Here is a 26371-nt window from a genome sequence, read left to right on the forward strand (position 1 = left end):
CTTTTCGCTGCGGCAGACTTCGCAATCTACACAAACCAGACTCGACTGTCAACCAATTTTTTCTCAGTTGGGAAGTTTTTCTCGGCCACTCTCAGAGGCGAAACCTTAGAGATAGCCAACCAACTTCCTGTACCGTCGAGCTATTTGGTTTTGAGAGAACATTGCTGCGAAGTCAAACTATATAACCGAAGAAGAACCGTCTGTCAACCTCTTTTTTTCCGCCGTGACCGTTTCACCTCCCCGGTCAGCAGCGAGGTGTGGTTATAGCAAAAGGTCGGAGCAGGGTCAAAGGGTTTTTTGTTAGTTTTTGTTCAGACCAATCTGCGCACCACACTCACCCCTCCCCTCTTCGTGATCGGGAGTGAGTGTGGTCACGAGGGGTAGTGCCATAGCGACATGAAAAAAGGCCGCCCTTGAAGGAGGGCGGCCTTGAGGTCATAAAGACCTTCTTTCTTTACGACAGCTTAACCTTGGCGAAGCGGCGCTTTCCTACCTGGATGACATATTCACCCGCCGCAAGTTCGGCGGTGTCGTCGGCGATCTTTTTACCATCGACCTTCACGCCGCCCCCCTGGATGGAACGGCGACCTTCGCCACCGGACTTCACGAGGCCGGCGGTCGCGAGAATCTTGAAGATCGGCATGCGCTCCCCCTCAAGGGCAATGGCCACTTCTTCCAGATCATCAGGGGTCTGATTATCGCGGAAGCGCTTGACGAAGTTCTCGCCGGCCTGGACAGCCGCATCGGCCCCGTGGTAACGGCCTACCATCTCGCGGGCAAGTTTCTTCTTGGCTTCCATCGGGTGGACGTTGCCGCTCTTGAGGCCGACCTTGAGCTCATCCAGCTCGGCCAGGCTCATGTCGCTCAACAGCTCATAGTAGCGGAGCATCAACTCGTCGGAGATGGACATCACCTTGCCGTAGATCTCGTCGGCGGGCTCGTTGATACCGATGTAGTTGCCGAGCGACTTGCTCATCTTGTTGACGCCGTCGAGACCTTCGAGAAGCGGCATGGTCAACACGGTCTGCGGAGTCTGCCCCCACTCGCGCTGTAACTCGCGCCCGACCAACAGGTTGAACTTCTGGTCGGTACCGCCCAGCTCGACGTCAGCCTTCAGCGCCACGGAGTCGTACCCCTGCACGAGCGGGTACATGAACTCGTGAATGCTGATAGGCTGCTGGTTGGAGAAGCGGTTGCTGAAGTCCTCGCGCTCGAGCATCCTGGCCACCGTGTACTTGGAGGCCAGGGCGATCATATCGGAGGCGGTCATTTTCCCCAGCCAGTCCGAGTTGAAAACCACCTTGGTCAACTTCGGGTCGAGGATCTTGAACACCTGCTCCTTGTAGGTCTCGGCGTTCTTCAACACATCCTCACGGCTCAGCACCTTTCTTGTTTCCGATTTGCCGGTTGGGTCACCGATCATCCCGGTGAAGTCCCCGATGAGGAAATATATGTCGTGGCCGAGTTGCTGGAACTGACGCAGCTTGTGCAGGAGCACCGTGTGACCCAGGTGAAGGTCAGGTGCGGTCGGGTCGAAGCCCGCTTTGATCTTGAGAGGCACTCCGGTCTTGACCGACTTCTCGAGTTTCTCGACGAGCTCCTTCTCTACCAGGATCTCGACGGCCCCCCTCTTGATTACTTCCATCTGCTCGGCGACACTCTTCACTGTACTACCCTCCAAGGCTTTAGGTTTAAGATTGGCGCCAACCTACCGCCAACAGTTCCCCCCTTTGGAAAAGGGGGCCGGGGGAGATTTCTCCACGCCCCGCCCAAATTCAAATCCCCCTACCCCCCTTTTCAATGAGGGACTTCAATACACTAGGAACCACAGGGGATGTTGATCCTCTCTATCCCGAGCGCGAGACCGGTAGTCTCGTCGACATCGATGACGACTGCATTGATCCGGATATCCTTCTTAGCGATCTCGAACTTGGCAGGACGCTGGGTGATGAACTTGTAAATTGGCTCTTCCTTCTTCACCCCAATCACAGAGTCGAAGGCGCCGGTCATCCCGACGTCGGTGATGTAGGCGGTGCCGGCAGTCAGCACTCTCTCGTCCGCGGTCTGCACGTGGGTGTGCGTACCCACGACGGCGGAGACGCGTCCGTCCAGATACCACCCGAGCGACGTCTTCTCAGAGGTCGCCTCTGCGTGGAAGTCGACGAACACGATCGCCGTCTCTTCCTTCAGCTTGGCAATCTCCCGGTCGGCGCAGCGAAACGGGCAGTCGAGGCTGTTCATGAAGACACGCCCCTCGAGGTTCAGGATGCCGACTTTCACCCCTCCCGGCGTGAGGGCGATGGTGGCGCCGCGCCCGGGGGTACCCTCCGGGTAGTTGGCCGGTCGCACGATCTTGTCCGAACGGTTGATGTACTCGACAGCTTCCCGCTTGTCCCAGATGTGATTGCCGGAGGTGAGCACGTGGATGCCGCACTTGAAGAGATCCTGGGCGGTCTCGGCGGTAAGACCGAATCCGCCGGCGGCATTCTCACCGTTGGCGATCACCAGGTCCACGTAATGGCGATCCACGATCCGGTGCAACTCACGGGAAAGGGCGTCGCGCCCCGGCTTCCCGATGATGTCGCCTATGAACAGCAGCTTAACGGGCATATTCGGTTGCCCTGGTTTCCCTGATCACATTGACCTTGATCTGGCCGGGATAGGTCATCTCGGTCTCGATCTTCTTGGCGATGTCCTTGGCCAGTACGATGGCGCGGTCGTCGCTCACGGTGTCGGAGGAGACCATGACGCGGATCTCGCGGCCGGCCTGGATGGCGAAGGAGTTGATCACGCCGTCGAACGAGGTGGCGATCCTCTCCAGGTCGTCCAGACGCTTCACGTAGGTTTCCATCATTTCGCGACGGGCACCCGGGCGGGCGCCGGAGAGCGCGTCGGCCGCCTGCACGAGGACCGCCAGCACGCTGGCCGGCTTCTCGTCCTCATGGTGGGCCATGATGGCATGGATGATCTTGGGCGACTCGCCGTATTTCTTGGCGATCTCGGCGCCGATGACGGCGTGGGATCCCTCCACCTCGTGGTCGACCGCCTTGCCGAGGTCATGGAGGAGACCGGCGCGCTTGGCCTGCTTCACGTTGATGCCGAGCTCGGCGGCCATGATGCCGCAGAGGAAGGCGACTTCCAGCGAGTGCTGGTAGACGTTTTGGCTGTAGGAGGTCCGGTACTTAAGGCGGCCGATCAGCTTGAGGATCTCCGGGTGGATGCCGTGGACGCCGAGGTCGAAGGCAGCCTGATCGCCGGCCTCCTTCATCGCCTGGTCGATCTCCTCCTGGCTCTTGGCCACCACCTCCTCGATGCGACCCGGATGGATACGTCCGTCGGCGATCAGCTTCTGGAGAGAGAGCTTGGCTACCTCGCGGCGGACCGGGTTGAAGCCGGAGAGGATCACCGCCTCCGGGGTGTCGTCGATGATGAGGTCGATGCCGGTAGCGGCTTCCAGCGCCCTGATGTTACGCCCTTCGCGGCCGATGATGCGACCCTTCATCTCGTCGGACGGCAGGGCGACCACCGACACGCTCCGTTCGGCCACGTACTCGCCTGCGTACCGCTGCATGGCCAGGGCCAGGACTTCCTTCGCCTTCTTGTCGGCGGTGGCGCGGGCCTCTTCCTCCATGGTGCGGATCAGCTTGGCGACATCCAGCTTGGCCTCGTCCTCCATGGCGTCCATGAGGACCTTCTTGGCCTCCACCGAGGTCATCCCGGCGATCTGCTCCAGCTTGGCCCTCTGCTCGTTCACCAGGTTGTCGAGCTTCTCCTCTTTCTGGACCAGGGACTGCTCCTTGCTGGTCAGCGACTGCTCGCGCCCCGCCAGGGACTGTTCACGCTTGAGGAACTCGGCGTCGCGCTGGTCGAAGAGGTTGGTTTTTTTATCGAGGTTATCTTCCTTCTGCTGGAGGCGTTTCTCAAGGTTCTGCAGCTCTTTCCGCTTCTCGGAGGTTTCCAGCTCGAACTGGCGCTCCATCTCTTCCTTGGCCTGGTAGACGGCATCCTTGGCCTGTACCGCGGCCTCCATGGCCATGACCTCGGTCTGCCGCTTGGCATCCTCGATCATCTTGGCAGCCAGCGTCTCGGCGTTGGCCACCAGCGAATCGGAAAGCTTCTTACGCAGCAGGTTGCCGATGAAGTATCCGACACCTGCCGCCACGAGCACCAGTAGTATGGTGATTGTAATGTCAATTTTCACGTGGTTCCCCCTCACATATATTGTTGTTAACGCGAACCAGCCTGACCTCGGTGACGATCACATCCATCGTCACGTCATGCGGTTCGCCGACTATCTCTGCCACCAGCTGAAAATCATAACAAAAGCCGACCAGCCTCCCCGTCCTCTCCAGAGAGTGGAGCGTGCGGTCGTAAAATCCCTTTCCGTAACCGATCCTTCTGCCGCAGACATCGAAGGCCACCCCGGGCACCACGATCAGGTCGGCCTTCAGCACATCGAAGGGGTACCCGACCGGCTCCGGGATGCCGAACTTTCCCCGGACCAGTTCCTCCAGCGAAGCAACCTCGCGAAACTCGAGGTCTTCTCCGACGACGGCGGGATAGAGGAGCTTCTTACCGGCAGCCAAGACGGCCTGAGCCACGAGATCGGTACGAACCTCGCCGTGGACCGGCGCATAGGAGGCAACCGAACGGGCCTGGGCGAACTCGGGGAGCTCGAGGAAACGACGCTGCAACGCGACACTGTGCGAAGCAACCTGCTCGGCTGTCATCTCCCGACGCCGGGACAACGCGGCGGCTCTCAGGGACCGTTTTGGCATCGATCGAAAATTCCCGTAGTTAAACGGCAGTGGACCGGACGTGGACGCCCGTTGAGACAGGACTCTTTTGGGAGGGGAGTACGGCTGGAGTGTTGGGTGAGCTACTTGACGGTGGTGATAGAAGGCTCGTGTTCAAATAATAGCAATTGAACTTTATATTAAATCGGCCATTAACCTCTGGACGTATCGAACTTAAGCGCCATCAGGCTACCCTATCAGCAATCGTAAGAAGACAGCTTCTTCCGAGTTATCGGTCAAGTGTACTACCGTATTCTGCCAAACCGCTATATGTTGAAATCTCCCGTAAGAGACCCGAAACTATACTGCGCTCTCAATCCGGCCTATCAGGGAAGAGACTCTCTCCCGGCAGCTAAGCCGCTCCTCTTCAAGTTGTTTCTGCGAAGCGAGGTATGCCTCGGCAAGGTTCATCAAGGTCAGGATCACGACCAGCTGCTGGTCTCCGCTGGGAACGGCATCGGCCGCCTCGGCAAGTTTTTCGTTGACCAGGGACTCGACCTGCGCCACGTGCTCAGGGGTAGCGGCACTCTTTACCTGAAGCTCCCTCCCCAAGACCCTGATGCAGTGCGACGCGACCAAGTTATCAGACCCCTTCCAGTCTCTTGAGGATCGAGTCGAGTTTGAACTTGAACTCCACTCTCTCCCCGCTCAGGCGCTCGTTCTCCTCTTTCAGCCTCACGTTCTCGAGTTTCAGTTCCTCGATCACGTCGACCAGAGAATCAATGCGCCCCTCCAGTTCATTAAACAATTCAACAGTCATAATTCACCTATTGCGGCGGATATTATGCAATAAGTACGTAAAAGTCAAGGATTACTCGAAAAGTGCCTCCACGAACTGGACCGGATCAAACTCGCGAAGGTCCTCTACCGACTCACCTACTCCAATGAAACGAATCGGCAGGGAGAATTCATGACTCACCGCCACCACGATGCCCCCTTTGGCGCTGCCGTCGAGCTTGGTGAGGACGACACCGGATACGTCGGCGGCTTCCTTGAAAAGTTTGGCCTGGGAAAGGGCGTTTTGGCCGGTGGCGGCATCGAGAACCAGCAGGGTTTCGTGGGGGGCGTCGGAGATCTCGCGGGTCAGCACGCGGCGGATCTTCTTCATCTCCTCCATCAGGTTCACCTTGGTGTGCATGCGTCCCGCGGTGTCGATGATGAGGACGTCGCTGCCGCGGGCGACGGCGGCCTTGCAGCCGTCGAAGACCACCGCGGAGGGGTCGGCACCTTCTTTGTGCTTCACGATGTCCGCCCCGACCCGCTTGGCCCACAGCTCCAATTGGTCCGCGGCAGCGGCACGGAAGGTGTCGGCGGCGGCGAGCAGCACCTTCTTACCTTCGCCGGTGTAGCGGGCGGCAAGCTTGCCGATGGTGGTGGTCTTGCCGACGCCGTTGACGCCGATCACCATGATGACGAAGGGTTGCTTCCCCTCCACCACCAGGGGGGCGGCATGAGCCTCCAGGCGGAGCTGGATCTCCTCTTTGAGGGCCTTCTTGAGGGCGACGCCGTCGGAGAGTTCGTTTCTTTTCAGGCGCTGCTCGAGGGTACGGACCAGGTCGACGGTGGTCTTCACCCCAAGATCGGCGGTTATGAGGATTTCTTCCAGTTCCTCGAGCGTGTCGGTGTCGATCTGCTTTTTGCCGAGCAGGAGCGCGTCGACGCGACCGATGATGCTTTCGTGGGTTTTACTGAGGCTTTTCTTGAGGCGTTCGAAGAAGCTCGGCTTGGCCTGCTCCTTGGGGGGCTCGACGGGTGCCGGCGGCGCGGCAGGCTCAGGAGGTGCGGGCTGCGGCGCGGCAGCAGGGGTGAACGCGGTGGGCGGCGTCGACGCAGACGTTGGCGGCGTAGACGGCTGGGACGGAGTCGGGGGCTCCACGGGCGGTGAGGTGAAAAGGCCGTCGTCGGGACGGGCGCCTGCGGAGGGGACGGCCGATTCCGGTTGCGCCGGCTCACGCTCGGCCGCGGCCGGCTCCTCCTGGGCGGGCTCGACGGGAGGCACTTCCTCCTTCGGCTCCTCCTGGCCCAGTCCCAACTTCTTCAGAAAGCCTTTGAAAAAGCCCTTGTTCTCTTCGGCCATCAGTATATCTCCTTCTCCAGCAGCTCGGAGACCTCTCGGAAGGAGCGAAGCGCCTGCAGCGGCAAGGCTTGCGGTCCGAGCGTCATCACCAGCGCGTACTCGGCACCGATGGCTCCCACGATGGCATGCTGTTCGTCGGTTGTGATCAGGCTCTCCTGAACCTGTCCGGCAGCGTACTTCTCATGCAACGTCTTAAGGCGGGTGAGGAGTATCCCCCAGTGGGCGGCAGTCACCTTCATCTCGAAGGGGTCCCCCTGGCAGTGCTGCTCTACGGCTTCCCCTTCCCAATCGGCCAGGATGGCCCCGGTTGCACCCGGCACGGCCTCGACAAGGTTAGTCAGAAGTTGTTTGAAAGGCAAGTTCCACCCCTAAAGAAAATTGAGCAGCGCTAGCAGTTGAGGCGTACGGAAACGAGCTTCGACACCCCCGGCTCTTCCATCGTTACGCCGTACAGGGTATCGGCGACCGCCATGGTGGCCCGGTTGTGAGTGATGATGATGAACTGGGAGGTGGCGCTCATCTCCCTGACCATGTCGTTGAAACGCCCGATATTGGCGTCGTCCAAAGGTGCGTCGACCTCGTCCAGCAGACAGAAGGGGGACGGCTTGATCAGGAAGATGGAGAAGATGAGCGCGACCGCGGTGAGCGCCTTTTCCCCGCCGGAAAGAAGCGACACGTTCTGCAGCTTCTTCCCCGGAGGCTGGACGATGATGTCGAGGCCGGTGGTGAGGAGGTCCTCCTCGTCGGTCAGCCGCAGTTCCGCCTGCCCCCCGCAGAAAAGCCGCGGGAAGACGGTCTGGAACTTCTCGTTCACCAGGTTGAAGGTCTCGAGGAATCGCCTGCGGGTGGTACGGTTGATCTTCTGGATGGCCTTTTGCAGGGCCCCCATGGACTCCTCGAGGTCGTCGCGCTGTTCGGAGAGGAAGTTGAAGCGCTCCTCCATCTGCTTGAACTCCTCGATGGCCATCAGGTTCACCTCGCCCATCTCGTCGACCGCCTTCTGCAGTTCGGCCTGGCGGGACCCCTTCTCGGCCTCGTCCCACTCCATGGGGGCATAGGTGGCGAGCGCCTCGGCGACCTCCATCCGGTACTTCTCACGGAGGGTCTCTTCCAGGTGGGCGAGCCTCATCCCCGCCTCGGAGAGCTTCAGGTTCCTGGCGGCCAGGTCGTCGCGCACGCAGGCTACGTCACCCCGGACCACCTTGACCCGCATCTCTTCCTCGCGCACGGTCTCCGATTCGCCCTCGTAGCGGTCCTTCACCTTGGCGAGCGCCTGCTCGCTTGCGTGCTGCCGGGCGATGATTTTCTCGAGGGCGGCCTCCCCTTCCTTGATCGCCTCGACGAGGCGGACCCGGTCGGTGCCGGCGCCGTCCAGCTCCTTGCCGCGGCTGGCGATCCGGTTCCTGAGATCGCCACACAGGGCCTCCACCCGTTGGTGCGCCCTTTGGGCCGACTCACCCTTTTCCTTCAGGGCGGCCACCCGCACCTTCAAGGAGGTAACCAGTTCGCGGGCCTCCTCCATCTCGAAACGGGCCCCTTCCAGCCGGCGCTGCAGCTCTTCGACTCGCGTCTCGAGTCCTCGCTTCTGCTCGTCGGCCTGCGACTTCTTGGCGTCGGCCTGGGCCAGTTCACGCGAGACAAGGGACTGCTCCTCGTTTAACTGGTCCTCTTCCATTTCGCGGACGGCAGCGTTCTCTTCGATCCGGCGGCACTCGGCGCCGGCGCTCTGGAGATCCTTCTGGGTGTCGAGGATCTTCATCTCCAGGCGGTGCAGCTGTTGTCTCAACTCGCCACGCTCGATCTCGGCGTTGGCCATCTCGGTGCGCCGCTTCTCCCGAGCATCGGTCAGCTCATGCACTTCCCGGGTCAGCCGTTCGACCTCGGCGCCTAAGGTTTTGATCTCACGCTTCTTGTGAATGATCCCCTGCTGGGCGGATTCGGACGAGCCCCCCTGGACGATGCCCCCGGCGTGGGCGAGATCGCCCTCCAGGGTGACGAAGGTACAGGTGGGGAAGGCCGCCGAGAGGGTGACCGCCTGGGTGAGATCGTTGGCGAGATAGGCGCCGGAGATGAGCGGGGTGACCAGAGAGGCCAGCTCGGCCGGTACCTGGACACGGTCGATGAGGGGAGTGGCACCTGCGGGCTTGTCGCCGGTCAAGTGGCACCAGGGAGCGGCGGTGACGAAGCTGCACCGACCGCCGGAGCTATCTTTGAGATGGGCCACGGCCTGCAGGGCAACCTCGGTGGACGGGGTCAGGAGGTACTGTAGCCGCTCACCGAGTACCGACTCCAGGGCAACCTCGCACTCCTCGTCAACCTCCAGGGCGTCGGCCAGCATGGTGAAGTTGGTCCCGCGGAAGGTCTCGGCGGTAAGCAGGTTGCGGACACCCTGTCCATAGCCGGCGAACTGGGCCTCGAGTTCCTGCAGGGATTTCAAACGGGAAGCCGCGGCGGAAAGCTGGTCGCGGCGCTGCTGCAACAGCTTGTCCCCCGCCTCCTGGGCCTGCTTCAACTCGGCCTCGCGGGCAGTGACGACCGTCAGTTCCTCCTGGGCCTCGGTTTTCTGATTGGTGAGTTTGCCGGCCTCTTCCTTCAAGGCATCGACCTTGGCCGTCGCCTCCATCAGCCGCTCACCTAACAGCACACGCTCGCGCGAGCTTGCCAGCAGACGCTCGGCGATGGTGGAGAGGCGCTTGGCGGCGGCCTGGTGCTGGTTGTTGGCCTGGGCCGCTTCGGAAAGAACGGTAAAAAGGGCGCGGCGAGCCTCTTCCAGCTCCCGGCTCACGCCCCCTTCGCTGGCGGCCATCTCCTCGAGAAGCGCCTCCCTGGCCTCGAGCGCCTCGCTCTCACGCGAGACCTCCTCGAGGTAAGAGCCGCGCTGTTGCAAGAGGGTGGAAAGTTCCTGCTCGGCCTGGGCGAGCTGGTCCTTGAGTCCCTGCAACTCCTCCTGGAAGCGTTCCCCCTGGCGATCGAGGTTGGCGAGCTCCCGGCGCTGGAAGTCGAGGCGGTTCTCGCCACCTTGCAGTTCGCTCTTCCACTTGAAGATATCTTCCTGGGCGGCAGCCAGTTCCTTCTCGGTTTCCAGCAGCCGTACCTTCTTCTCCTCGATGGAAAGCTCCCCCTCCTGGAGAAGGGCGGAGAGCTGGCTCGCCTTGACCTCGAGTTCGGCGATCTCCTTCTCGAGGGTCCGGCGCTCCTTGTCGACCACGCCGTACCCCTTGGCGGCGAAGAGAAGCTCGATCTCACGGAGCTCCTGCCTGAGCTCGCGGAACTTTTCCGCCTTCTTTGCCTGGCGCTGGAGGGCGTTCATCTGCCGCTTGATCTCGGAGATGATGTCGCTGATCCTGAGGAGGTTCTGCTTGGTCGCCTCGATCTTCTTGAGCGCGACCACCTTTCTGGCCTTGAACTTGGTGACCCCGGCGGCCTCCTCGATGAGGAAGCGGCGCTCTTCGGGCTTGGCGTGGAGGATCATGCCGATCTTCCCCTGCTCGATGATCGAGTAGGCGCGGGCACCGATACCGGTGTCCATGAAAAGCTCGGCGATGTCCAGAAGGCGGCAGGGGGTCTTGTTGAGAAGGTATTCGCTGTCGCCGTTACGGTAGAGGCGGCGGGTTACCTGGATCTCGGCGAAGTTGAGATATTTGGCGGGGACGCGGCCGTCCTCGGTGGAGAAGAAAAGGGAGACCTCGGCCATCCCCAGAGGCTTCCGGAACTCGGTGCCGTTGAAGATGATGTCTTCCATCGCCTTGCCGCGGAGGTTCTTGGCGGACTGCTCTCCCATGACCCAGCGGATGGCGTCGCAGACATTGGACTTGCCACAGCCGTTGGGGCCGACCACGCCAGTGATGTTCTGGTTGAAGTCGAGGGAGACTTTGTCCTGGAAGGATTTGAAACCTTGTATTTCGAGGCGTTTAATCTTCATTAGCCGGACATACTAACAGAGAGGGGGTTTTAATGTAAAGGTAAAGATAGCAGCCCCGACCCCACGCACCTGAAGGCCTGGTAGGTTGCCATCCCCTCGCCCCTTCAGGAGAGAGGGTGCCCCAAGGGCGGGAGAGGGAGGTTTTAGCCGGCCCCGGGGAGAGCCGGTCCCCTCCACATACGAAAAGAGGCACGGTTTCCCGTGCCTCTAGGTTGCATCTTTTATCACCCAAGGAATTACTCCTCGGTTTTATCCTCGGTGGCCTCGGCCGGAGCCTCGGTGGCGTCCTCTGCCGGAGCGGCCTCAACCGGTGCGGCTTCCACCGGAGCAGCCTCAGCCTTGGCGGCCTTGGGTGCCTTGGCCGGCTTGGCAGCGGCTTTCTTCGGCTTCATCTCGGCTTCAACGAGCTCGAGGATGGAGACCGCAGCGGTGTCGCCCGGACGGATACCAAGCTTGATGATCCTGGTGTAACCACCGGGACGCTCGGCATAGCGGGGCGCGATTTCAGTGAAAAGCTTGGTCACAACCTTTTTGTCGCGGATGTAAGCGGCAGCCTGCCTGGTCGCGTGAAGGTCGCCCTTCTTGCCGAGGGTGATCATCTTCTCGGCGATGGAGCGAAGCTCCTTGCACTTGGCATCGGTCGTGGTGATCTTTTCGTGCTCAAGGAAAGAGGTAACCATGTTCCTGAACATGGCGATCCTGTGACTAGTGGTCCTGCCGAATCTTCTACCTGCGCTGTTGTGACGCATATCGTTTCACTTCCTTTCAATCTATAAATGAAGTCGTAAGACTATTCTTCCTTCTGCTCGCCCCTCAGGCGCCTCATGATCTCCGGATCCGGGAAGTTATCCAGCTTCATCCCGAGGGTGAGCCCCATGTCGACCAGGATGTCCTTGATCTCGTTGAGAGACTTGCGGCCGAAGTTCTGGGTCTTCAGCATCTCGGCTTCGGTCCGGGAGACCAGTTCGCCGATCAGCTTGATGCCAGCGTTCTTCAGGCAGTTGGCGGAACGCACCGAAAGCTCGAGTTCGTCCACCGAGCGGTAGAGGTTCTCGTTGAAGCGCTCGCGCTCCTCTTCCGGTTCGGCCTCCTCCTGGGGCTCAACGTCCTCATCGAAGTTGATGAAGATGGTGAGCTGGTCCTTGAGGATCTTGGAAGCGAAAGCCACGGCATCCTGCGGCTTTACGCTGCCGTCGGTCCAGACTTCCAGGGTCAGCTTGTCGTAGTCGGTGATCTGGCCGACACGGGCGTTGGTGACCGTGAAGTTGACCTTGTGGACCGGGGAGAAGATGGCGTCGATGGGGATGGTACCCACCGGGGCCTTCTCGTCGCGGTTGCGGTCGGCCGGAACGTAACCCTTGCCGACCTTGACCACCATGTCCATCTCGAGGTTCGCGTCCTTGGAGCAGGTCGCGATATGGTGCTCCGGATTCAGAATCTCAACGTTCTGATCGGTGATGATATCCTTCGCTTTGACCACCCCTTCGCCCTTCTGGACGATGCGGATCATCCTCGACTCGTTGCCGTGCACCTTGAGGCGCACGCCTTTGAGGTTGAGGATGATGTCGGTCATATCTTCGGTGACACCCGGGACGGCCGAGAACTCGTGCAGTACCCCTTTGGCCTTCACCGACACGATGGCGGCACCCTGGAGGCTGGAGATCAGCACGCGGCGCAGGCCGGTACCCAGAGTGGTGCCGAAGCCCCTTTCGAAGGGCTCGGCGTAGAACTTGCCATAAGTATTGGTGAGCGTTTCTGTCTCAACCTGGAGCTTCTTCGGTCTGATCAGATCGCGCCAGTTTCTATACATTTAGTTCCCCCTGTATCGGTTGTGCACCCTTTACTTGGAGTAGAGCTCGACGATCAGCTGCTCCTGGATCGGCATGGTGATGTCTTCGCGGACCGGCATGTTCTTCACGGTGCCTTTGAAGGTATCCTTGTCGAGTTCCAGCCACTGGGGCATGCCCCTGCGCACGACGGCCTCGAGGGACTCGTTGATGACAGCGATCTTGCGGCTCTTCTCGCGGAGCTGGATGACGTCGCCGGTCTTCACCTGGATGGAGGGGATATTAACCTTCCGGCCATTGAGGGTGAAGTGGCTGTGACGAACGAGCTGACGTGCCTCGGTGCGGGAGGAGGCGAAACCGAGCCGGTAGACCACGTTGTCGAGTCTTCTCTCCAGGATGAACAGCAGGTTCTCGCCGGTGACCCCCTTCTGGCGGTCGGCCTGCTCGAAGTAACCGCGGAACTGGTTTTCGAGGATGCCGTAGACGCGACGGACTTTCTGCTTCTCACGGAGCTGAACCCCGTAATCGGAAACTTTAATGCGACCCTGGCCGTGCTGGCCCGGCGGATAGCTCCTTCTCTTGATTGCGCATTTATCAGTAAAGCAGCGCTCACCTTTGAGATAGAGCTCCACACCTTCGCGCCTGCAAAGCCTGCAATCAGGCCCAGTATACCTAGCCAATGAAGACCTCCTATATTCCTAACTGATGGTTCGTAACTCCAGGTGCCGCGAAAACGGCGACCTAGACTCTTCTTCTCTTCGGGGGACGGCAGCCGTTGTGCGGAATCGGGGTGACGTCGCGGATGAAGCTCACCGAGAAGCCGGCAGCCTGAAGGGCGCGCAGGGCGGACTCACGGCCGGAGCCGGGACCCTTCACGTAGACCTCGATGGTGCGCATGCCGTGCTCCTGCGCCTTCTTCGCGGCATCCTCGGCAGCCATCTGGGCGGCAAACGGGGTGCTCTTCCTGGAGCCTTTGAAGCCTTTGGCCCCGGAGGTGCACCAAGCCACCACGTTGCCGACCGGGTCGGTGATGGTGATCATGGTATTGTTGAAGGTAGCCTGGATGTGGGCCACCCCGTTGGGAATATTCTTTTTCTCTTTTTTCTTCTTAACGACCTTCTTAGCCGGGCTCGCCATTATTCCTCCAGAACCTTATTTCTTCTTACCAGCGACCGTACGAGCCGGCCCTTTTCTGGTACGTGCATTGGTCTTGGTGCGCTGACCGCGGCACGGGAGACCTTTCCTGTGACGAAGACCGCGGTAGCAGCCGAGATCCATGAGGCGCTTGAGGCTCATGGAGATATCACGGCGCAGGTCACCCTCGACCTTGACGTTCTTGTCGATGTAGTCCCTGATCTTGGAGACTTCAGCCTCAGTCAGGTTGTCGCAACGGGTGTTGAAATCAACACCAGTCGCTTTGAGAATTTCCTGGGAAAGAGACCTGCCGATACCATAAATGTAGGTAAGCGCGATCTCGATTCTCTTAGTTTTCGGTAGGTCTACCCCTGCGATACGTGCCAATGCCCGCTCCTCCTAATGGAATACTCTTTAGCCCTGTCTCTGTGAATGCTTCGGAGTTTCGCAGATAACCCTGACGATACCCTTACGCTTGACGATTTTGCACTTCACACAGATCTTCTTAACAGATGCCCTAACTTTCATCTTTGATTTCCTCTCAAAACGTAGTGCTGTCTCAAATTTGGGTGAGGATCCGAGGCCCCTTTTCGGTGATGGCCACGGTGTGCTCAAAATGCGCGGACAGGCCGCCGTCACAGGTGACAGCCGTCCACCCGTCCTCGAGCACCCTGACCTCGAATCCCTTCTCGTTGATCATCGGCTCAATGGCCAGCACCATGCCGGGCTTGAGCCTGGGCCCCTTACCGGGGGCACCGAAGTTCGGGATCTGCGGCCCCTCGTGGAGCTCTTTGCCGATGCCGTGACCGACGAAGTCTCTCACCACCGAGAAGCCACGGGCCTCGACGTGGGACTGGACCGCGTGCGCCAGGTCGGAGAGCCTATGGTCCGAATCGCAAAGTTCGATGGCCCGGTAGAGCGACTCCTCGGTTGCCTTCAAAAGCTTCGCGGCCGAGTCGGAGATCTCCCCCACCGCAACGGTGATGGCCGCGTCTCCATAGAAACCGTCGTAGACGACGCCGTAGTCGAGGCTGACGATATCGCCGGGCTTCAGGACCCGCGTCGAAGGGAACCCGTGGACCACCTGCTCGTTCACCGAGCAGCAAAGCGAAAAGGGGAACCCGCTGTAGCCCTTGAAGGCCGGCTTGGCCTTCCTCTTCAGCGCCTCCCTTTCGGAAAACGCGTCGAGCTCCAGCAGGGTCACCCCGGGAGCGACCATCTCTCTCAGCCCGGCGAGCACCTCCGCGACGATCTTGCCGGCGGAGGCCATCTTTTCGATCTCGGCCCGAGACTTGAGAACGATCACCTTAGGATGCCTGGATCCGGGAGACGATGTCGGCCTGGATCCCCTCGACCGTCCCGAGCCCGTTTACGGAGCGGAGCAGGCCGCACGACTCGTAGTAGGCGATCAGGGGAGCGGTCTGCTCCTCGTACACCGCGAGCCGCTTCAGGATGGTTTCTTCTTTATCGTCCTCGCGCTGGAACAGTTCGCCACCGCAGGCGTCACACACACCGGCCACCTTGGCGGGGGCGAAATCGACGTGGAAGACCGCGCCGCACTTGGCGCAGGCGCGGCGGCCGGTGAGGCGCTTCAAGAGCTCGCCCTTGTCCACCGACAGCGAAATGACGTGGTCGATCTTCCTCCCCATGCCGGAGAGCACCTGGCCGAGCGCGTCGGCCTGGGCCACGGTCCTCGGGAAGCCATCCAGGATGAAGCCCTTGGCGCAGTCGGTCTGGGCCAGCCTTTCCTCGACGATTCCGATCACCACGGCATCGGGGACCAGTGCGCCTGAGTCCATGCAACCCTTGGCCTTGACCCCCATCGGGGTCTGGTCCTTAACGGCAGCCCGCAGTATATCGCCAGTGGATATCTGCGGGATCCCGTACTTCTCGATCAGCAATTTCGCCTGGGTGCCCTTGCCAACGCCCGGCGGGCCCAGGAGTATCAGGTTGGTCATCGAGATTTATCTCCTCCCCTGGATTCGCACGCCCTTCATGAAGCCCTCGTAGCTCCTGGTGATCAGGTGAGCCTCGATCTGGGCCAAGGTGTCCATGCCGACCCCCACCGCGATGAGGAGCGCGGTACCGCCGAAGTAGAACGGAAGGTTGAACTTGCCGATCAGGATCGAGGGAAGCACGCAGACGGCCGAGATGTAGATGGCCCCAGCGAAGGTCAACTTGGTGAGCACCGCATCGAGGAAGTCGGAGGTTTCCTTGCCCGGTCGGATGCCCGGAACGTAGCCCCCCTGCTTCTTCACGTTGTCGGCGACGTCAACAGGGTTGAAAGTGACAGCCGTGTAGAAATAGCAGAAAAAGATGATAAAGGCAACATAAAAGATGTCGTAGACCAGGCGACCGGGGACGAGCATCTTGGAGACCCGCTGCACCCAGGGGACGTTGATGAAGTTGCCAACGGTCGCCGGGAACATGATGATCGAGGAGGCGAAGATCGGCGGGATTACGCCGGCCATGTTCACCTTCAAGGGGAGATGCGAGCTCTGGGCCCCTACCGTCTTCAGCCCAACCACCCGCTTCGCGTAGTGGATCGGGATCCTTCTCTGGCCGCGCTCGATGAAGACCACCGCGGCGATGACCAGGAACATGACTGCGCAGACCAGGAAAAGCACCAGCACGTTGAGCTCCCCGGTACCGATCAGCCGGAAGCTGTTGCCGATGGCGGTCGGGATGCGGGCCACGATGCCGGCGAAGATGATCAGGGAGATACCGTTGCCGATCCCCTTCTCGGACATCTGCTCGCCGAGCCACATGATGAAGGCAGTGCCGGCGGTCAGCGTGATCACTGTCATGAGGCGGAAACTCCAACCGGGGTTGGGGACAACCAGCTCGCCGGCCGGGCCGCGCATGGCCTCGAGGCCGATGGAGATGCCGAAGGCCTGGATGACCGACAGTACGATGGTACCGTAGCGGGTGTACTGGATGATCTTCTTCCGGCCAGCGTCACCCTCCTTGGAGAGCTTCTCGATGGCCGGAACCACCACGGTCAGCAGCTGGAAGATAATCGAGGAGGAGATGTACGGCATGATGCCGAGAGCGAAGACCGCCAGTTTCTCGAGAGCCCCACCGGAAAACATGCCAAACATCCCAAGCAGAGTGCCCTGGGCTGCTTTGAAGAAATGGGACAGCGCCTGGGCGTCGATGCCCGGGGTCGGGATATGACAACCGACCCTGTACACGGCCAGCATGGCCAGCGAAAACAGCACTCTCTTCTTAAGCTCGGGAATCTTGAAAATGTTCTGGAAGGCTTCTATCAAGACTAGATCTCCTCGATGCTCCCACCTGCAGCAGTAATTTTTTCACGGGCGGCGCCGCTGAACTTGCTGGCCTTGACGGTCAGGGCACGGGTCAGGTCGCCGGTGGCGAGGACTTTGATGCCGTCGCAGACATCGGAGATGATGCCGGCTTTCAAAAGCGCCTCGGCGTCCACCACGGAGCCGGCTTCGAACACTTCGAGCTGGCAGAGGTTCACCAGGGCGTAGACCTTCTTGGTGAGCGGGGTGAAGCCGCGTTTCGGGAGACGGCGATGCATCGGCATCTGGCCACCCTCGAAACCGAACTTGACGCTGCCGCCGGAGCGGGCTTTCTGGCCCTTGTGACCCTTGGTAGCGGTCTTGCCGTGGCCGGAGCCGGTGCCCCTGCCGATGCGCTTCCTATCTTTGGAGGCCCCGATGGCCGGTTTTATGGTATTCAATTCCATTTTTATCACCTTTAGGGAATTACTCTTCGACTCGAACCAGATGAGCGACCTTGTTGATCATCCCGCGCACTTCCGGGGTATCCTGCAGGGTCACGGTCTTCTCGCGCTTTTTGAGCCCCAGGCCCAGGAGACGATTCTTCATCTTCTCCGACTGACCGATGTGGCTCTTGATCAGGGTAACCTTGACTTCAGACATGTTCAGCTCCTTGACGTCTATTCGGTGACGCCGCGGCGAGCCATAAGCTCCTCCGGGGTCTTCAGCTTGGCCAGGCCGGCGAAAGCGGCCTTGACCACGTTGTGCGGGTTGTTGGACCCCAGGCACTTCGCGAGAATGTTGTGGAGCCCTGCGGACTCGAAGACGGCGCGGGCAGCACCGCCGGCGATCACGCCGGTACCGGGGGATGCCGGCATCATGAGCACCTTGCCGGCGCCGAAGTGCCCCAGCATCTCGAAGGGAATGGTCTGGCCGGCCACGATGGGAACCTTGATCAGGTTCTTCTTGGCCTGCTCGACGCCCTTGCGGATCGCCTCGGGGACCTCGTTGGCCTTGCCCAGGCCGTAGCCCACCACGCCGTTACCGTCGCCGACCACTACGAGAGCGGAGAAGCTGAACCGACGGCCACCCTTGACCACCTTGGCCACGCGGCTGATGTGGACGACCCTGTCGGTAAGATTTAATTCACTGGCATTGATCTTAAGCAAACCTATTCCTCCTTACCTGCCCTAGAAGAGCAGACCGTTTTCGCGTGCGGCTTCAGCCAGAGCTTTGATCCTACCGTGGTAGAGGAAACCGTTACGGTCGAAGACGACCGCTTTGATGTCCTTCTCGAGGGCCTTCTTGGCGATGGCGGCGCCGACCTTGGCGGCTGCCTCGACGTTGCCGGTGTAGTCCAGTCCTTCAGCCACCTCGCCCATCACGGTGGAGGCGGCAACCAGGGTGGCGCCGGTGGTGTCGTCGATCAGCTGTGCGTATATGTGGCGTGCGCTCTTGAAGACGTTCAGTCTGGGACGTTCCGGCGAACCGGTGACCTTTTTCCTGACCCTGGTCTGTCTTTTAAGACGGGCGGCCTGTTTTTTTTGGGCGAGAGAACTCAAGGCACTTCTCCTTAGCTATTTGCTATTTTTTACCGGTCTTACCGGCTTTTCTCAGAATGGTCTCGTCAGCGTACTTGATGCCTTTCCCTTTGTAGGGCTCCGGACCACGGAAGTCGCGGATCTTGGCAGCAGTCTGACCGACCAGCTCCTTGTCGATACCCATAACTTTCAGCTTGGTCATCTTGTCGACTTCGACGGTGATGCCGGCCGGCAGTTCGAAGTTGATCGGGTGCGAGTACCCCAGGGAGAGGTTGAGGACGTTCCCCTTGGCCTCGGCGCGGTAACCGACACCGTTGATCTCGAGTGCGGTCTCGAACCCCTTGGAAACCCCGATCACCATGTTGTTGATGAGGGTCCTGGTCAGGCCGTGGGCGGCGCGGCTCTTGGTGGAGTCGTCGGCGCGGGTTACCAGCACCTGGCCGTCGGCCACTGCGACCGAGACCGCGTCCACCACGGAGCGGGAGAGTTTGCCTTTGGGCCCCTCAACCTTGATCTCCGGCGCGTTGTATATGACTTTCACCCCCGCAGGGATCGCGATGGGAAGTTTTCCAATCCTAGACATGCAAAGCTCCTTAAAGCGAAAATAACTACCAGACCGTGCAGAGCACTTCGCCGCCGATGTTCAGCTCGCGAGCGGTCTTGTCGGTGATGAGCCCTTTGGAGGTCGACAGCACGGCGATGCCCAGTCCGTTTTTCACCTTCTGGATCTTGTCGGCGTTGACGTAGACCCGGCCGCCCGGCTTGCTGATCCTCTTGATCTCGTTGATGACGGGTTCCTTCTCGTCGATGAACTTGAGGTATACCCGCAGAATCCCCTGCTTGTTGTCCGCGATGACCTTGAAGTTCTTGATGTAACCCTCGGCGCGCAGCACGGTGGCAAGATTGACCTTCAGGTTGGACGAGGGAATGTCAACTTTCTGGTGTTTTGCCATACCAGCGTTCCTGATTCTGGTCAGCATGTCGGCTACTGGATCTGTCATGCACATATCGAAACTACTCCTTATTCCTTGAGTACTGTTACCAGCTGGATTTGATGACGCCCGGAATCTGGCCGAGGTTAGCAAGCTTCCTCAGGCAGATACGGCACATGTCAAATTTGCGGTAGTAAGCTCTGGGACGGCCGCACAAGGGGCAGCGGTTACGGTCGCGCACCTTGAATTTGTTCCCTCTCTGAGCCTTTATGATCATCGATGTCTTAGCCACGGACTTCCTCCCAACTCTCTTTTAGTTTCTGAACGGGAGTCCCAGGAGCTTAAGAAGCGCCTTGCCTTCCGCGTCGGTCTTTGCAGTGGTCACGATGGTGATGTTGAGACCCTTGATCTTGTCGACCTTGTCGTAATCGATCTCGGGGAAGATGAGGTGCTCTTTGATGCCCAGGGAGTAGTTCCCTTTGCCGTCAAAGCCCTTGCCGGAGATCCCTTTGAAGTCGCGCACGCGCGGCAGCGAAACGGAGATCAGGCGGTCGAGGAACTCATACATCTTCTCGCGACGCAGCGTCACCGCGCAGCCGATCGGCATCCCCTGCCTCAGCTTGAAGCCCGCGATGGACTTCTTGGCCTTGGTGATGACCGGTTTCTGGCCCGCGATGGCGGCCAGCTCTTCCACGGCCGAATCGAGGATCTTCACGTTCTGGATTGCCTCGCCAAGGCCCATGTTGAGGACGATCTTGGTGATCTTGGGGACTTCCATCACGTTCTTGTAGTTGTGGTCCTTGATGAGCTGCGGGACCATTTCCTTATTGTAAAGCTCAGCTAGCCGTGCCATTCAAATCCTCCAAAACTATTTATCAAAGGACTCGCCGCATTTGACACAGCAGCGCGCCTTCTTGCCGTCTTCCAGGACGGTGACCTTGGTCCGCACGGGCTTGCCGCACTTCTCGCACAGAAGCATCACGTTGGAGATATGGACCGGAGCCTCTTTCTCCACGATGCCACCCTGCTCGGAACCGCGAGCCTTGGTGTGGCGCTTGACCATGTTGATCCCTTCGACGATGACGCCGTCCTTCTTGGGAACAATGGAGACCACCTTGCCGCTCTTGGACTTGTCCTTGCCCGAGATCACCACGACGGTATCGTTCTTCTTGACATGTAACTTTTTGCCCAGCATCGTTATTCTCCAGGATCTTGTTAGAGTACCTCGGGGGCGAGGGAGATGATCTTCATGAACTTCTTGGCGCGAAGTTCCCTGGCCACCGGTCCGAAGATACGGGTACCGACCGGCTCGCCGGCGTTGTTGATCACCACGCCCGAGTTGGTGTCGAAACGGATGTAGGAACCGTCGGGACGGCCCACGGCCTTGGCGGTGCGGACCACCACGGCTTTAACCACGTCGCCCTTCTTCACCTTTGCGTTCGGGATGGCCTCCTTGACCGAGGCGACGATGATGTCGCCAATCCCGGCATAGCGTCTCTTGGAGCCGCCGAGCACCTTGATGCAAAAGAGCTTCTTGGCGCCGGAGTTATCGGCCACATCCAGTATTGTCTGCATCTGAATCATTGTAAACTCCCAGCGAGCAGGACCTTGTTAGGCCTTGGACTCGATAATCTGTCTGATCTTCCAGCGCTTGTCCTTGGACATCGGGCGGGTCTCGACGATGAGCACCTTGTCGCCGATCTTGGCGGCGTTGACCTCGTCGTGCGCCTTGTACTTGGCGGAGCGCTTGATGTATTTATTGTAGACGGGGTGCTTGACCAGACGGTCCACCTTGACGACGGCGGTCTTCTCCATCTTGTCGCTCACCACGATCCCGATCTGGGTTTTCCTGTTGCCTCTTTCGCTCATGGTATCTCTTACCCTCTCTTTTCGCGGAGTACGGTGTTCACCCTGGCGATGTCCTTCTTGAGAAGGGAAACTTTGGAAGTATTCTCCAGACGCCCGGTGTGGAGCTGAAACCTCACGGCGAAAAGCTCCTTGGTGAGTTCAGCGCTCTTGGCCTCGAGTTCGGCAGCCGTCGCGTTTTTCAGTTCACTAGCCTTCATTGTTTTCCATCCTTGAAATGAATTTCGTGGCCACGGGGAGCTTGTGGGCCGCCAGGCGGAAAGCCTCGCGGGCTACTTCCTCGGTCACCCCTTCCATCTCGTAAAGGACGCGGCCGGGCTTGATCACGCAGACCCAGCTATCCGGCGAGCCTTTACCTTTACCCATACGGGTCTCGGCCGGCTTCGCGGTCAGCGGTTTGTCCGGGAAGATGCGGATCCAGATCTTGCCACCCCTCTTGATGTAGCGGGTCATGGCGATACGACCGGCCTCGATCTGGCGGGAATCCAGCCAGCCGCACTCGGTCGCCTGCAGACCGAACTCGCCGAAGGCAAGCGACACGCCGCGCTGCGGGGTCCCGGTCATGCGACCTTTCATCTGCTTTCTATGCTTAACTTTCTTAGGCATTAACATCGCAAAAGACTCCTATTATTTTTTAGCGGCGAGTACTTCGCCCTTGAAGAGGAGTACTTTGACGCCGATGATGCCGTAGGTGGTCTTAGCCTCGGCAAAACCGTAATCGATGTCGGCGCGCAGCGTGTGCAGCGGCACCCTCCCCTCGCGGTACCATTCGGTCCTGGACATCTCGGCACCGCCCAGGCGGCCCGAGCAGGTGATACGGATCCCCTTGGCGCCGAACTTCAGGGTGCTGGTCACGCTCTTCTTCATGGCGCGACGGAAGGCGATACGGCGCTCGAGCTGCATGGCGACGTTCTCGGCCACCAGCTGTGCGTCCAGCTCCGGCTTGCGGACTTCCTGTATGTTAAGGTAGACCTCTTTGTCGGTGAGCTTGGCCAGCTCCTTTTTCAAGGTCTCGACTTCGGAGCCCTTCTTACCGATGATGAGGCCGGGACGGGCGGTGAAGATGTTGATCTTCGCCTTACCGGCGGCACGCTCGATCTCGATCTTGGAGACCCCGGAATGATACAGCCTTTTCTTAAGGAAGGCGCGCAGCTTGATGTCCTCGTGAAGCAGCGCTGCATAGTCCTTTTCAGCGTACCAGCGGGAATCCCAGCTCTTGATGACGCCAAGCCTGAAACCTATAGGATTAACTTTCTGACCCAAAACTCCACCTCCGAGCGGTTAGCTTATTTCTTTTCCGCCAGAACCACAGTGATGTGGCTCGTCGGTTTTCTGATCTTGCTGGCGCGACCCATGGCGCGCGGAACGAAGCGCTTGAGCACGGCGCCGCCATCGACGAAGATGGTCTTCACGTAGAGCTTGTCCACGTCGGAGACCCCCTTCTGCTCGGCGTTGGCAACGGCCGAGGAGAGGAGCTTCGAGATCAGCTTCGCCGAAGGCTGCGGCGAGAAGCGCAGGGTGTTGAGCGCGGTCTGAATGCCCTGGCCCCTGACGAGGTCGACCACGAGACGGGTCTTCCGCGGGGAGAGGCGGACAGAGGATAATTTAGCCGATGCTTCCATTACATGACTCCTTTAAGAACCTTACTTCTTCTTCAGCTTGCTCTTCTTGTCAGCAGCGTGACCGTAGAAGGTTCTGGTAGGTGAGAACTCGCCCAGTTTGTGGCCGACCATGTTCTCGGTGACGAACACAGGGATGAACTTCTTGCCGTTGTGCACCGCGAAGGTGAGCCCGATGAAGTCCGGGGTAATGGTCGACCTGCGCGACCAGGTCTTGATGACCTTCTTGGCTCCGGCCAGTTCAACCTGGACCTTCTTCTCGAGGTGTTCGTCGACGAAAGGCCCTTTCTTAATAGATCTTGCCATCTGTAAAATCCTCTATCCGGATGAATTATTTGGAACGACGCTTCACGATGAAAGCGGTCGACCGTTTATTGGTGCGGGTCTTGTAGCCCTTGGTGGGGATACCCCACGGGGTTACCGGGTGACGACCGCCCGAGGTACGACCCTCGCCACCGCCGTGCGGGTGGTCAACCGGGTTCATGGCGACGCCGCGGACGTGCGGACGGATGCCAAGCCAGCGGGAACGACCGGCCTTGCCGATGGAGACGTTCTCGTGATCGACGTTGCCCACCTGGCCGATGGTGGCCTTGCAGTCCATGAGGATCATGCGGACCTCGGAGGAGGGAAGCTTCACGGTGGCGTACTTCCCTTCCTTGGACATCAGCTGGGCGAAGGTGCCGGCGGAACGGGTGAGCTGGGCCCCCTTGCCAACCTTCATCTCGATGTTGTGGATGATGGTACCGAGCGGGATGTAGCGGATCGGGAGCGCGTTACCCGGCTTGATGTCGGCCTGATTGGAGGAGATGATGCTGTCCCCCACCTTGAGCCCGACCGGAGCCAGGATGTAGCGCTTCTCGCCGTCGGCGTAGGTCAGAAGGGCGATACGGGCCGAGCGGTTCGGGTCGTACTCGATGGAGACGACCTTGGCCGGGATGTCGACCTTGTCGCGCTTGAAGTCGATGATACGGTACTTCTGCTTGTGCCCGCCGCCGACATTGCGGCTGGTCACGCGCCCGTTGGAGTTACGGCCGCCGGATTTGCGGAGAGTCTCGCAGAGGGACTTCTCGGGCTTGGAGGCGGTGATCTCATCGAAAGCGGAGCAGGTCTGGGCCCTTCTCCCCGGAGAAGTCGGTTTGTAGGTTTTAATAGCCATTATTCAAATCCCCCAGATCTTAAGCTTCGAAGAAATCGACGTCGCAGCCCTCGGCGAGGGTCACGTACGCCTTCTTCCAGTTGGAGCGCTTGCCGATACCACGCACGGTGCGCTTGGTCTTGCCGGCTACGTTCACGGTGTTGACAGCGGTCACGGTGACCGGCTTGTCCTTGGAGCCGAAGAGCTGCTCGACGGCCGCCTTGATCTCGATCTTGTTGGCCGCGCCGTTCACCACGAAGGCGATGACGTTCTTGGCGTCCTTCTCAACCGTGGTCTTCTCGGTGATGAGAGGCTTCTTGATGACGTCATAGATATTCATGACTGTAACACTCCTTCAACCCTGCGAACGGCAGCCTCAGTGAAGACGACGCTCTGGTATTTCATAATGTCGAAGATATTGAGACCTTCCGGGCCGAGCACCTTGACGTTCTTGACATTGCGAGCGGAAAGTTCAAGCGTAAGATTCGCAGTATCGGTGATGACGAGAGTTTTGTCAAGGTTAAAGGCGTTCAAGACTTCAACAAAAGACTTAGTCTTGATTTCCGGAAGCTCAAAGCTGTTCAGAACAGTGATAGCTTCTTTCTTGTAGAGCATGGAAAGTGCGCTTCTGAGAGCGGCTTTCCTGGCTTTCTTGTTCATGGACAGATTGTAGGTCTTGGGACGCGGACCGAAGGCCACGCCGCCGCCCGGGTACTGCGGGGCGCGCTTGCAGCCCTGGCGGGCGTTGCCGGTGCCTTTCTGCTTGAACGGTTTCTTGCCGCTTCCGGAGACCAGGGCGCGGTTCTTGACGGCCACGGTGCCCTGACGGCGGTTGGCAAGCTGGATCTTGACGGCTTCGTGGATCAGGTACTCGCGGACGTCGTCATTGAAGACGGCGTCGTCGAGCTCGATCTCGCCGACCTTGGTTTTCTTGATATCGAATACGTCTAACTTGGCCATGTCTATCTCCCCCCGTTACCGTTTGGTCTTGACGCTGTCTTTGATAACGACAAGCCCGTTGGAAGAGCCGGGGATCGCTCCACCGAGCAGAATCAGGTTATCAGCGGCGTCCACGCGAACGACCTTCAGCCTCTGGACGGTCACTTTCTCGTTACCCATCTGCCCCGGCATCTTCTTGTTCTTGAAGACCCTGGACGGGGTAGCGGAGCAGCCGATGGAGCCCGGAGCGCGGTGGAAGCGGGAACCGTGGGAGGCGCGGCCACCCTTGAAGCCCCAGCGCTTGATGACGCCCTGGAAACCTTTACCGATGGAGGTACCGGTCACGTCGACCAGGTCCCCGGCTTCGAAGACCGAGGCCTCGATCACGTCGCCCACGTTGTAGGCGTCGGTGGAGTCCATCCGCAGTTCGCGGTAGTGAGTGAATACGCCGGCACCGGCGCTCTTGCAGTGACCCACCTGCGCAGCGTTGGCGCGGGAGGCTTCCTTAGGCCCGAAGCCGACCTGGATGGCGACGTAACCGTCTTTCTCCACAGTTTTCTTCTGGAGAACCACGCAGGGCCCTGCTTCGACGACAGTAACCGGGATACGGCGACCGTCTTCGGCGAAAATCTGGGTCATGCCCAGTTTCTTTCCAATCAATCCCTTATTCATGGTCAACTATCCTTGTCTTAAAGCTTGATCTCGACGTCCACACCTGCGGAGAGGTCGAGTTTCATCAGAGCGTCAACGGTCTGCTGGGTCGGTTCGAGGATGTCGATCAGACGCTTGTGGGTCCGGATCTCGAACTGCTCGCGAGACTTCTTGTCGACGTGGGGTCCACGGAGCACGCAGTACTTGTTGACGACGGTCGGCAGCGGAATCGGGCCTGCCACGCGGGCACCGGTCCTCTTGGCGGTGTCGACGATCTCGCCAACGGAAGTATCGAGCAGCTTGTGGTCATACGCTTTCAAGCGAATTCTAATTTTCTGACTAGGCATTTCTTCCTCGTGATGAAACAAGTTTGGCAGTTTACAGTCGACAGTTCCCGGCGAGGTCGCAAGCGCAATCCCACCGGGAACTGTAGTACTGAAAACCGTATGTAAACTACTTGGTTATTCGATGATGGAGGCAACCACGCCGGCGCCGACGGTGCGGCCACCTTCGCGGATTGCGAAGCGGAGCCCTTCGTCCATGGCGATCGGGGTGATCAGGTTGACGGTGACGGAGACGTTGTCGCCCGGCATAACCATCTCGGTGCCGGCTTCGAGGTCAACCACGCCGGTCACGTCGGTGGTCCTGAAGTAGAACTGCGGACGGTAGCCGTTGAAGAACGGGGTGTGACGGCCGCCCTCTTCCTTGGAAAGGATGTAGGCCT

40 protein-coding genes are annotated in these 26371 nt (G+C 59.6%); all 40 read right to left on the bottom strand.

Annotation, left to right across the window (positions count from 1 at the left end):
• Positions 1-454 precede the first annotated feature (454 nt).
• Entirely contained in the window at positions 455-1645 is a 1191-nt protein-coding gene (gene tyrS, locus ACYVL5_RS22040; protein WP_460597752.1) for a tyrosine--tRNA ligase, read from the bottom strand.
• 173 nt (positions 1646-1818) lie between these two features.
• Positions 1819-2610, bottom strand: a complete 792-nt coding sequence (locus ACYVL5_RS22045) for a TIGR00282 family metallophosphoesterase (RefSeq protein ID WP_460597724.1) — start codon at positions 2608-2610, stop codon at positions 1819-1821.
• Positions 2600-4195 carry a ribonuclease Y gene (gene rny / locus ACYVL5_RS22050; protein WP_460597753.1) on the bottom strand — a complete coding sequence of 532 codons (1596 nt, stop codon included), beginning with the start codon at positions 4193-4195 and terminating at the stop codon, positions 2600-2602. The genes ACYVL5_RS22045 and rny overlap by 11 nt, the downstream gene beginning before the upstream one ends.
• The gene (locus ACYVL5_RS22055) at positions 4191-4778 is read right to left on the bottom strand and encodes a 5-formyltetrahydrofolate cyclo-ligase (protein WP_460597725.1); all 588 of its coding nucleotides are present in this window, start codon (positions 4776-4778) and stop codon (positions 4191-4193) included. The genes rny and ACYVL5_RS22055 overlap by 5 nt, the downstream gene beginning before the upstream one ends.
• A gap of 318 nt (positions 4779-5096) precedes the next feature.
• On the bottom strand, positions 5097-5375 hold the full coding sequence (locus ACYVL5_RS22060) for a cell division protein ZapA (RefSeq protein WP_460597726.1): 279 nt from the start codon (positions 5373-5375) through the stop codon (positions 5097-5099).
• A 4-nt stretch (positions 5376-5379) separates the two neighbouring features.
• A complete protein-coding gene (zapB, locus tag ACYVL5_RS22065) occupies positions 5380-5556 on the bottom strand; it encodes a cell division protein ZapB (RefSeq protein ID WP_460597727.1) in 177 nt (58 codons plus the stop codon).
• Between the two features lie 51 nt (positions 5557-5607).
• Positions 5608-6873 (bottom strand): signal recognition particle-docking protein FtsY, encoded by a 1266-nt coding sequence (gene ftsY, locus ACYVL5_RS22070; RefSeq protein WP_460597728.1) that lies wholly within the window; start codon positions 6871-6873, stop codon positions 5608-5610.
• Positions 6873-7232, bottom strand: a complete 360-nt coding sequence (locus ACYVL5_RS22075; protein ID WP_460597729.1) for a roadblock/LC7 domain-containing protein — start codon at positions 7230-7232, stop codon at positions 6873-6875. The genes ftsY and ACYVL5_RS22075 overlap by 1 nt, the downstream gene beginning before the upstream one ends.
• A 29-nt stretch (positions 7233-7261) precedes the next feature.
• Positions 7262-10795 (bottom strand): chromosome segregation protein SMC, encoded by a 3534-nt coding sequence (smc, locus tag ACYVL5_RS22080; protein WP_460597730.1) that lies wholly within the window; start codon positions 10793-10795, stop codon positions 7262-7264.
• A gap of 236 nt (positions 10796-11031) precedes the next feature.
• Positions 11032-11544 (bottom strand): bL17 family ribosomal protein, encoded by a 513-nt coding sequence (gene rplQ, locus ACYVL5_RS22085; RefSeq protein ID WP_460597731.1) that lies wholly within the window; start codon positions 11542-11544, stop codon positions 11032-11034.
• Between the two features lie 41 nt (positions 11545-11585).
• Positions 11586-12605 carry a DNA-directed RNA polymerase subunit alpha gene (locus tag ACYVL5_RS22090; RefSeq protein WP_460597732.1) on the bottom strand — a complete coding sequence of 340 codons (1020 nt, stop codon included), beginning with the start codon at positions 12603-12605 and terminating at the stop codon, positions 11586-11588.
• 30 nt (positions 12606-12635) lie between these two features.
• The gene (rpsD, locus tag ACYVL5_RS22095) at positions 12636-13262 is read right to left on the bottom strand and encodes a 30S ribosomal protein S4 (protein ID WP_460597733.1); all 627 of its coding nucleotides are present in this window, start codon (positions 13260-13262) and stop codon (positions 12636-12638) included.
• A gap of 61 nt (positions 13263-13323) precedes the next feature.
• Positions 13324-13719 carry a 30S ribosomal protein S11 gene (gene rpsK / locus ACYVL5_RS22100; protein WP_250679243.1) on the bottom strand — a complete coding sequence of 132 codons (396 nt, stop codon included), beginning with the start codon at positions 13717-13719 and terminating at the stop codon, positions 13324-13326.
• A gap of 15 nt (positions 13720-13734) precedes the next feature.
• A complete protein-coding gene (gene rpsM / locus ACYVL5_RS22105) occupies positions 13735-14103 on the bottom strand; it encodes a 30S ribosomal protein S13 (RefSeq protein WP_460597734.1) in 369 nt (122 codons plus the stop codon).
• Between the two features lie 27 nt (positions 14104-14130).
• A complete protein-coding gene (gene rpmJ, locus ACYVL5_RS22110; protein WP_012529389.1) occupies positions 14131-14244 on the bottom strand; it encodes a 50S ribosomal protein L36 in 114 nt (37 codons plus the stop codon).
• 31 nt (positions 14245-14275) lie between these two features.
• Positions 14276-15022 (bottom strand): type I methionyl aminopeptidase, encoded by a 747-nt coding sequence (gene map, locus ACYVL5_RS22115; RefSeq protein ID WP_460597735.1) that lies wholly within the window; start codon positions 15020-15022, stop codon positions 14276-14278.
• Between the two features lies 1 nt (position 15023).
• A complete protein-coding gene (locus tag ACYVL5_RS22120; RefSeq protein ID WP_460597736.1) occupies positions 15024-15674 on the bottom strand; it encodes an adenylate kinase family protein in 651 nt (216 codons plus the stop codon).
• Positions 15675-15680: 6 nt separating this feature from the next.
• Positions 15681-16988, bottom strand: coding sequence for a preprotein translocase subunit SecY (secY, locus tag ACYVL5_RS22125; protein WP_460597737.1), 1308 nt, complete (start codon positions 16986-16988; stop codon positions 15681-15683).
• A gap of 2 nt (positions 16989-16990) precedes the next feature.
• Positions 16991-17431: a large ribosomal subunit protein uL15 gene (gene rplO / locus ACYVL5_RS22130; RefSeq protein ID WP_460597738.1), complete on the bottom strand. Its 441-nt coding sequence runs from the start codon at positions 17429-17431 to the stop codon at positions 16991-16993.
• Positions 17432-17450: 19 nt separating this feature from the next.
• Positions 17451-17627 (bottom strand): uL30 family ribosomal protein, encoded by a 177-nt coding sequence (gene rpmD / locus ACYVL5_RS22135; protein WP_460597739.1) that lies wholly within the window; start codon positions 17625-17627, stop codon positions 17451-17453.
• Between the two features lie 17 nt (positions 17628-17644).
• A complete protein-coding gene (rpsE, locus tag ACYVL5_RS22140) occupies positions 17645-18133 on the bottom strand; it encodes a 30S ribosomal protein S5 (protein ID WP_460597740.1) in 489 nt (162 codons plus the stop codon).
• A gap of 21 nt (positions 18134-18154) precedes the next feature.
• Positions 18155-18526 (bottom strand): 50S ribosomal protein L18, encoded by a 372-nt coding sequence (rplR, locus tag ACYVL5_RS22145; protein ID WP_460597741.1) that lies wholly within the window; start codon positions 18524-18526, stop codon positions 18155-18157.
• Positions 18527-18548: 22 nt separating this feature from the next.
• Positions 18549-19088, bottom strand: a complete 540-nt coding sequence (gene rplF / locus ACYVL5_RS22150) for a 50S ribosomal protein L6 (RefSeq protein ID WP_460597742.1) — start codon at positions 19086-19088, stop codon at positions 18549-18551.
• A gap of 25 nt (positions 19089-19113) precedes the next feature.
• Complete coding sequence (rpsH, locus tag ACYVL5_RS22155; RefSeq protein ID WP_460597743.1) at positions 19114-19512, bottom strand: 30S ribosomal protein S8; 399 nt, start codon at positions 19510-19512, stop codon at positions 19114-19116.
• Positions 19513-19543: 31 nt separating this feature from the next.
• Positions 19544-19729, bottom strand: a complete 186-nt coding sequence (locus tag ACYVL5_RS22160; RefSeq protein ID WP_460597744.1) for a 30S ribosomal protein S14 — start codon at positions 19727-19729, stop codon at positions 19544-19546.
• A gap of 21 nt (positions 19730-19750) precedes the next feature.
• Positions 19751-20290, bottom strand: coding sequence for a large ribosomal subunit protein uL5 (gene rplE / locus ACYVL5_RS22165; RefSeq protein ID WP_460597745.1), 540 nt, complete (start codon positions 20288-20290; stop codon positions 19751-19753).
• 15 nt (positions 20291-20305) lie between these two features.
• On the bottom strand, positions 20306-20632 hold the full coding sequence (gene rplX, locus ACYVL5_RS22170) for a 50S ribosomal protein L24 (RefSeq protein ID WP_460597746.1): 327 nt from the start codon (positions 20630-20632) through the stop codon (positions 20306-20308).
• Positions 20633-20652: 20 nt separating this feature from the next.
• Complete coding sequence (gene rplN / locus ACYVL5_RS22175; protein WP_250679257.1) at positions 20653-21021, bottom strand: 50S ribosomal protein L14; 369 nt, start codon at positions 21019-21021, stop codon at positions 20653-20655.
• Positions 21022-21048: 27 nt separating this feature from the next.
• On the bottom strand, positions 21049-21306 hold the full coding sequence (gene rpsQ / locus ACYVL5_RS22180; protein WP_460597747.1) for a small ribosomal subunit protein uS17: 258 nt from the start codon (positions 21304-21306) through the stop codon (positions 21049-21051).
• 8 nt (positions 21307-21314) lie between these two features.
• On the bottom strand, positions 21315-21503 hold the full coding sequence (gene rpmC / locus ACYVL5_RS22185; RefSeq protein WP_250679259.1) for a 50S ribosomal protein L29: 189 nt from the start codon (positions 21501-21503) through the stop codon (positions 21315-21317).
• Positions 21493-21915, bottom strand: a complete 423-nt coding sequence (gene rplP, locus ACYVL5_RS22190) for a 50S ribosomal protein L16 (RefSeq protein ID WP_250679260.1) — start codon at positions 21913-21915, stop codon at positions 21493-21495. The genes rpmC and rplP overlap by 11 nt, the downstream gene beginning before the upstream one ends.
• A gap of 15 nt (positions 21916-21930) precedes the next feature.
• Positions 21931-22566 carry a 30S ribosomal protein S3 gene (rpsC, locus tag ACYVL5_RS22195; RefSeq protein WP_250679261.1) on the bottom strand — a complete coding sequence of 212 codons (636 nt, stop codon included), beginning with the start codon at positions 22564-22566 and terminating at the stop codon, positions 21931-21933.
• A gap of 23 nt (positions 22567-22589) precedes the next feature.
• Positions 22590-22925 (bottom strand): 50S ribosomal protein L22, encoded by a 336-nt coding sequence (gene rplV, locus ACYVL5_RS22200; protein ID WP_250679262.1) that lies wholly within the window; start codon positions 22923-22925, stop codon positions 22590-22592.
• A 21-nt stretch (positions 22926-22946) separates the two neighbouring features.
• On the bottom strand, positions 22947-23228 hold the full coding sequence (gene rpsS, locus ACYVL5_RS22205) for a 30S ribosomal protein S19 (protein ID WP_250679263.1): 282 nt from the start codon (positions 23226-23228) through the stop codon (positions 22947-22949).
• 25 nt (positions 23229-23253) lie between these two features.
• On the bottom strand, positions 23254-24078 hold the full coding sequence (rplB, locus tag ACYVL5_RS22210; RefSeq protein WP_460597748.1) for a large ribosomal subunit protein uL2: 825 nt from the start codon (positions 24076-24078) through the stop codon (positions 23254-23256).
• 19 nt (positions 24079-24097) lie between these two features.
• Complete coding sequence (locus ACYVL5_RS22215; RefSeq protein ID WP_250679265.1) at positions 24098-24397, bottom strand: 50S ribosomal protein L23; 300 nt, start codon at positions 24395-24397, stop codon at positions 24098-24100.
• On the bottom strand, positions 24394-25017 hold the full coding sequence (rplD, locus tag ACYVL5_RS22220; RefSeq protein ID WP_460597749.1) for a 50S ribosomal protein L4: 624 nt from the start codon (positions 25015-25017) through the stop codon (positions 24394-24396). The genes ACYVL5_RS22215 and rplD overlap by 4 nt, the downstream gene beginning before the upstream one ends.
• Before the next feature lie 15 nt (positions 25018-25032).
• Positions 25033-25668 carry a large ribosomal subunit protein uL3 gene (rplC, locus tag ACYVL5_RS22225; RefSeq protein ID WP_460597750.1) on the bottom strand — a complete coding sequence of 212 codons (636 nt, stop codon included), beginning with the start codon at positions 25666-25668 and terminating at the stop codon, positions 25033-25035.
• A gap of 17 nt (positions 25669-25685) precedes the next feature.
• Positions 25686-25994: a 30S ribosomal protein S10 gene (gene rpsJ / locus ACYVL5_RS22230; RefSeq protein ID WP_324084300.1), complete on the bottom strand. Its 309-nt coding sequence runs from the start codon at positions 25992-25994 to the stop codon at positions 25686-25688.
• 114 nt (positions 25995-26108) lie between these two features.
• On the bottom strand, positions 26109-26371 hold a 263-nt coding region (locus ACYVL5_RS22235), incomplete at its 5' end, for an EF-Tu C-terminal domain-related protein (RefSeq protein ID WP_460597751.1).

Source organism: Geomonas sp. Red276 (assembly GCF_054784495.1).

Excerpts from the sequence above, each read along its gene's own strand:
- tyrS (WP_460597752.1), bottom strand. The coding sequence starts at position 1,645 with ATGGAAGTAATCAAGAGGGGGGCCGTCGAGATCCTGGTAGAGAAGGAG.
- ACYVL5_RS22045 (WP_460597724.1), bottom strand. The coding sequence starts at position 2,610 with ATGCCCGTTAAGCTGCTGTTCATAGGCGACATCATCGGGAAGCCGGGG.
- ACYVL5_RS22055 (WP_460597725.1), bottom strand. The coding sequence starts at position 4,778 with ATGCCAAAACGGTCCCTGAGAGCCGCCGCGTTGTCCCGGCGTCGGGAG.
- zapB (WP_460597727.1), bottom strand. The coding sequence starts at position 5,556 with ATGACTGTTGAATTGTTTAATGAACTGGAGGGGCGCATTGATTCTCTG.
- ftsY (WP_460597728.1), bottom strand. The coding sequence starts at position 6,873 with ATGGCCGAAGAGAACAAGGGCTTTTTCAAAGGCTTTCTGAAGAAGTTG.
- smc (WP_460597730.1), bottom strand. The coding sequence starts at position 10,795 with ATGAAGATTAAACGCCTCGAAATACAAGGTTTCAAATCCTTCCAGGAC.
- rplQ (WP_460597731.1), bottom strand. The coding sequence starts at position 11,544 with ATGCGTCACAACAGCGCAGGTAGAAGATTCGGCAGGACCACTAGTCAC.
- ACYVL5_RS22090 (WP_460597732.1), bottom strand. The coding sequence starts at position 12,605 with ATGTATAGAAACTGGCGCGATCTGATCAGACCGAAGAAGCTCCAGGTT.
- rpsK (WP_250679243.1), bottom strand. The coding sequence starts at position 13,719 with ATGGCGAGCCCGGCTAAGAAGGTCGTTAAGAAGAAAAAAGAGAAAAAG.
- rpmJ (WP_012529389.1), bottom strand. The coding sequence starts at position 14,244 with ATGAAAGTTAGGGCATCTGTTAAGAAGATCTGTGTGAAGTGCAAAATC.
- ACYVL5_RS22120 (WP_460597736.1), bottom strand. The coding sequence starts at position 15,674 with ATGACCAACCTGATACTCCTGGGCCCGCCGGGCGTTGGCAAGGGCACC.
- rplO (WP_460597738.1), bottom strand. The coding sequence starts at position 17,431 with ATGGAATTGAATACCATAAAACCGGCCATCGGGGCCTCCAAAGATAGG.
- rpmD (WP_460597739.1), bottom strand. The coding sequence starts at position 17,627 with ATGTCTGAAGTCAAGGTTACCCTGATCAAGAGCCACATCGGTCAGTCG.
- rplF (WP_460597742.1), bottom strand. The coding sequence starts at position 19,088 with ATGTCTAGGATTGGAAAACTTCCCATCGCGATCCCTGCGGGGGTGAAA.
- rpsH (WP_460597743.1), bottom strand. The coding sequence starts at position 19,512 with ATGTGCATGACAGATCCAGTAGCCGACATGCTGACCAGAATCAGGAAC.
- rplE (WP_460597745.1), bottom strand. The coding sequence starts at position 20,290 with ATGGCACGGCTAGCTGAGCTTTACAATAAGGAAATGGTCCCGCAGCTC.
- rplX (WP_460597746.1), bottom strand. The coding sequence starts at position 20,632 with ATGCTGGGCAAAAAGTTACATGTCAAGAAGAACGATACCGTCGTGGTG.
- rplN (WP_250679257.1), bottom strand. The coding sequence starts at position 21,021 with ATGATTCAGATGCAGACAATACTGGATGTGGCCGATAACTCCGGCGCC.
- rpsQ (WP_460597747.1), bottom strand. The coding sequence starts at position 21,306 with ATGAGCGAAAGAGGCAACAGGAAAACCCAGATCGGGATCGTGGTGAGC.
- rpmC (WP_250679259.1), bottom strand. The coding sequence starts at position 21,503 with ATGAAGGCTAGTGAACTGAAAAACGCGACGGCTGCCGAACTCGAGGCC.
- rplP (WP_250679260.1), bottom strand. The coding sequence starts at position 21,915 with ATGTTAATGCCTAAGAAAGTTAAGCATAGAAAGCAGATGAAAGGTCGC.
- rplV (WP_250679262.1), bottom strand. The coding sequence starts at position 22,925 with ATGGAAGCATCGGCTAAATTATCCTCTGTCCGCCTCTCCCCGCGGAAG.
- rpsS (WP_250679263.1), bottom strand. The coding sequence starts at position 23,228 with ATGGCAAGATCTATTAAGAAAGGGCCTTTCGTCGACGAACACCTCGAG.
- rplB (WP_460597748.1), bottom strand. The coding sequence starts at position 24,078 with ATGGCTATTAAAACCTACAAACCGACTTCTCCGGGGAGAAGGGCCCAG.
- ACYVL5_RS22215 (WP_250679265.1), bottom strand. The coding sequence starts at position 24,397 with ATGAATATCTATGACGTCATCAAGAAGCCTCTCATCACCGAGAAGACC.
- rplD (WP_460597749.1), bottom strand. The coding sequence starts at position 25,017 with ATGGCCAAGTTAGACGTATTCGATATCAAGAAAACCAAGGTCGGCGAG.
- rplC (WP_460597750.1), bottom strand. The coding sequence starts at position 25,668 with ATGAATAAGGGATTGATTGGAAAGAAACTGGGCATGACCCAGATTTTC.
- rpsJ (WP_324084300.1), bottom strand. The coding sequence starts at position 25,994 with ATGCCTAGTCAGAAAATTAGAATTCGCTTGAAAGCGTATGACCACAAG.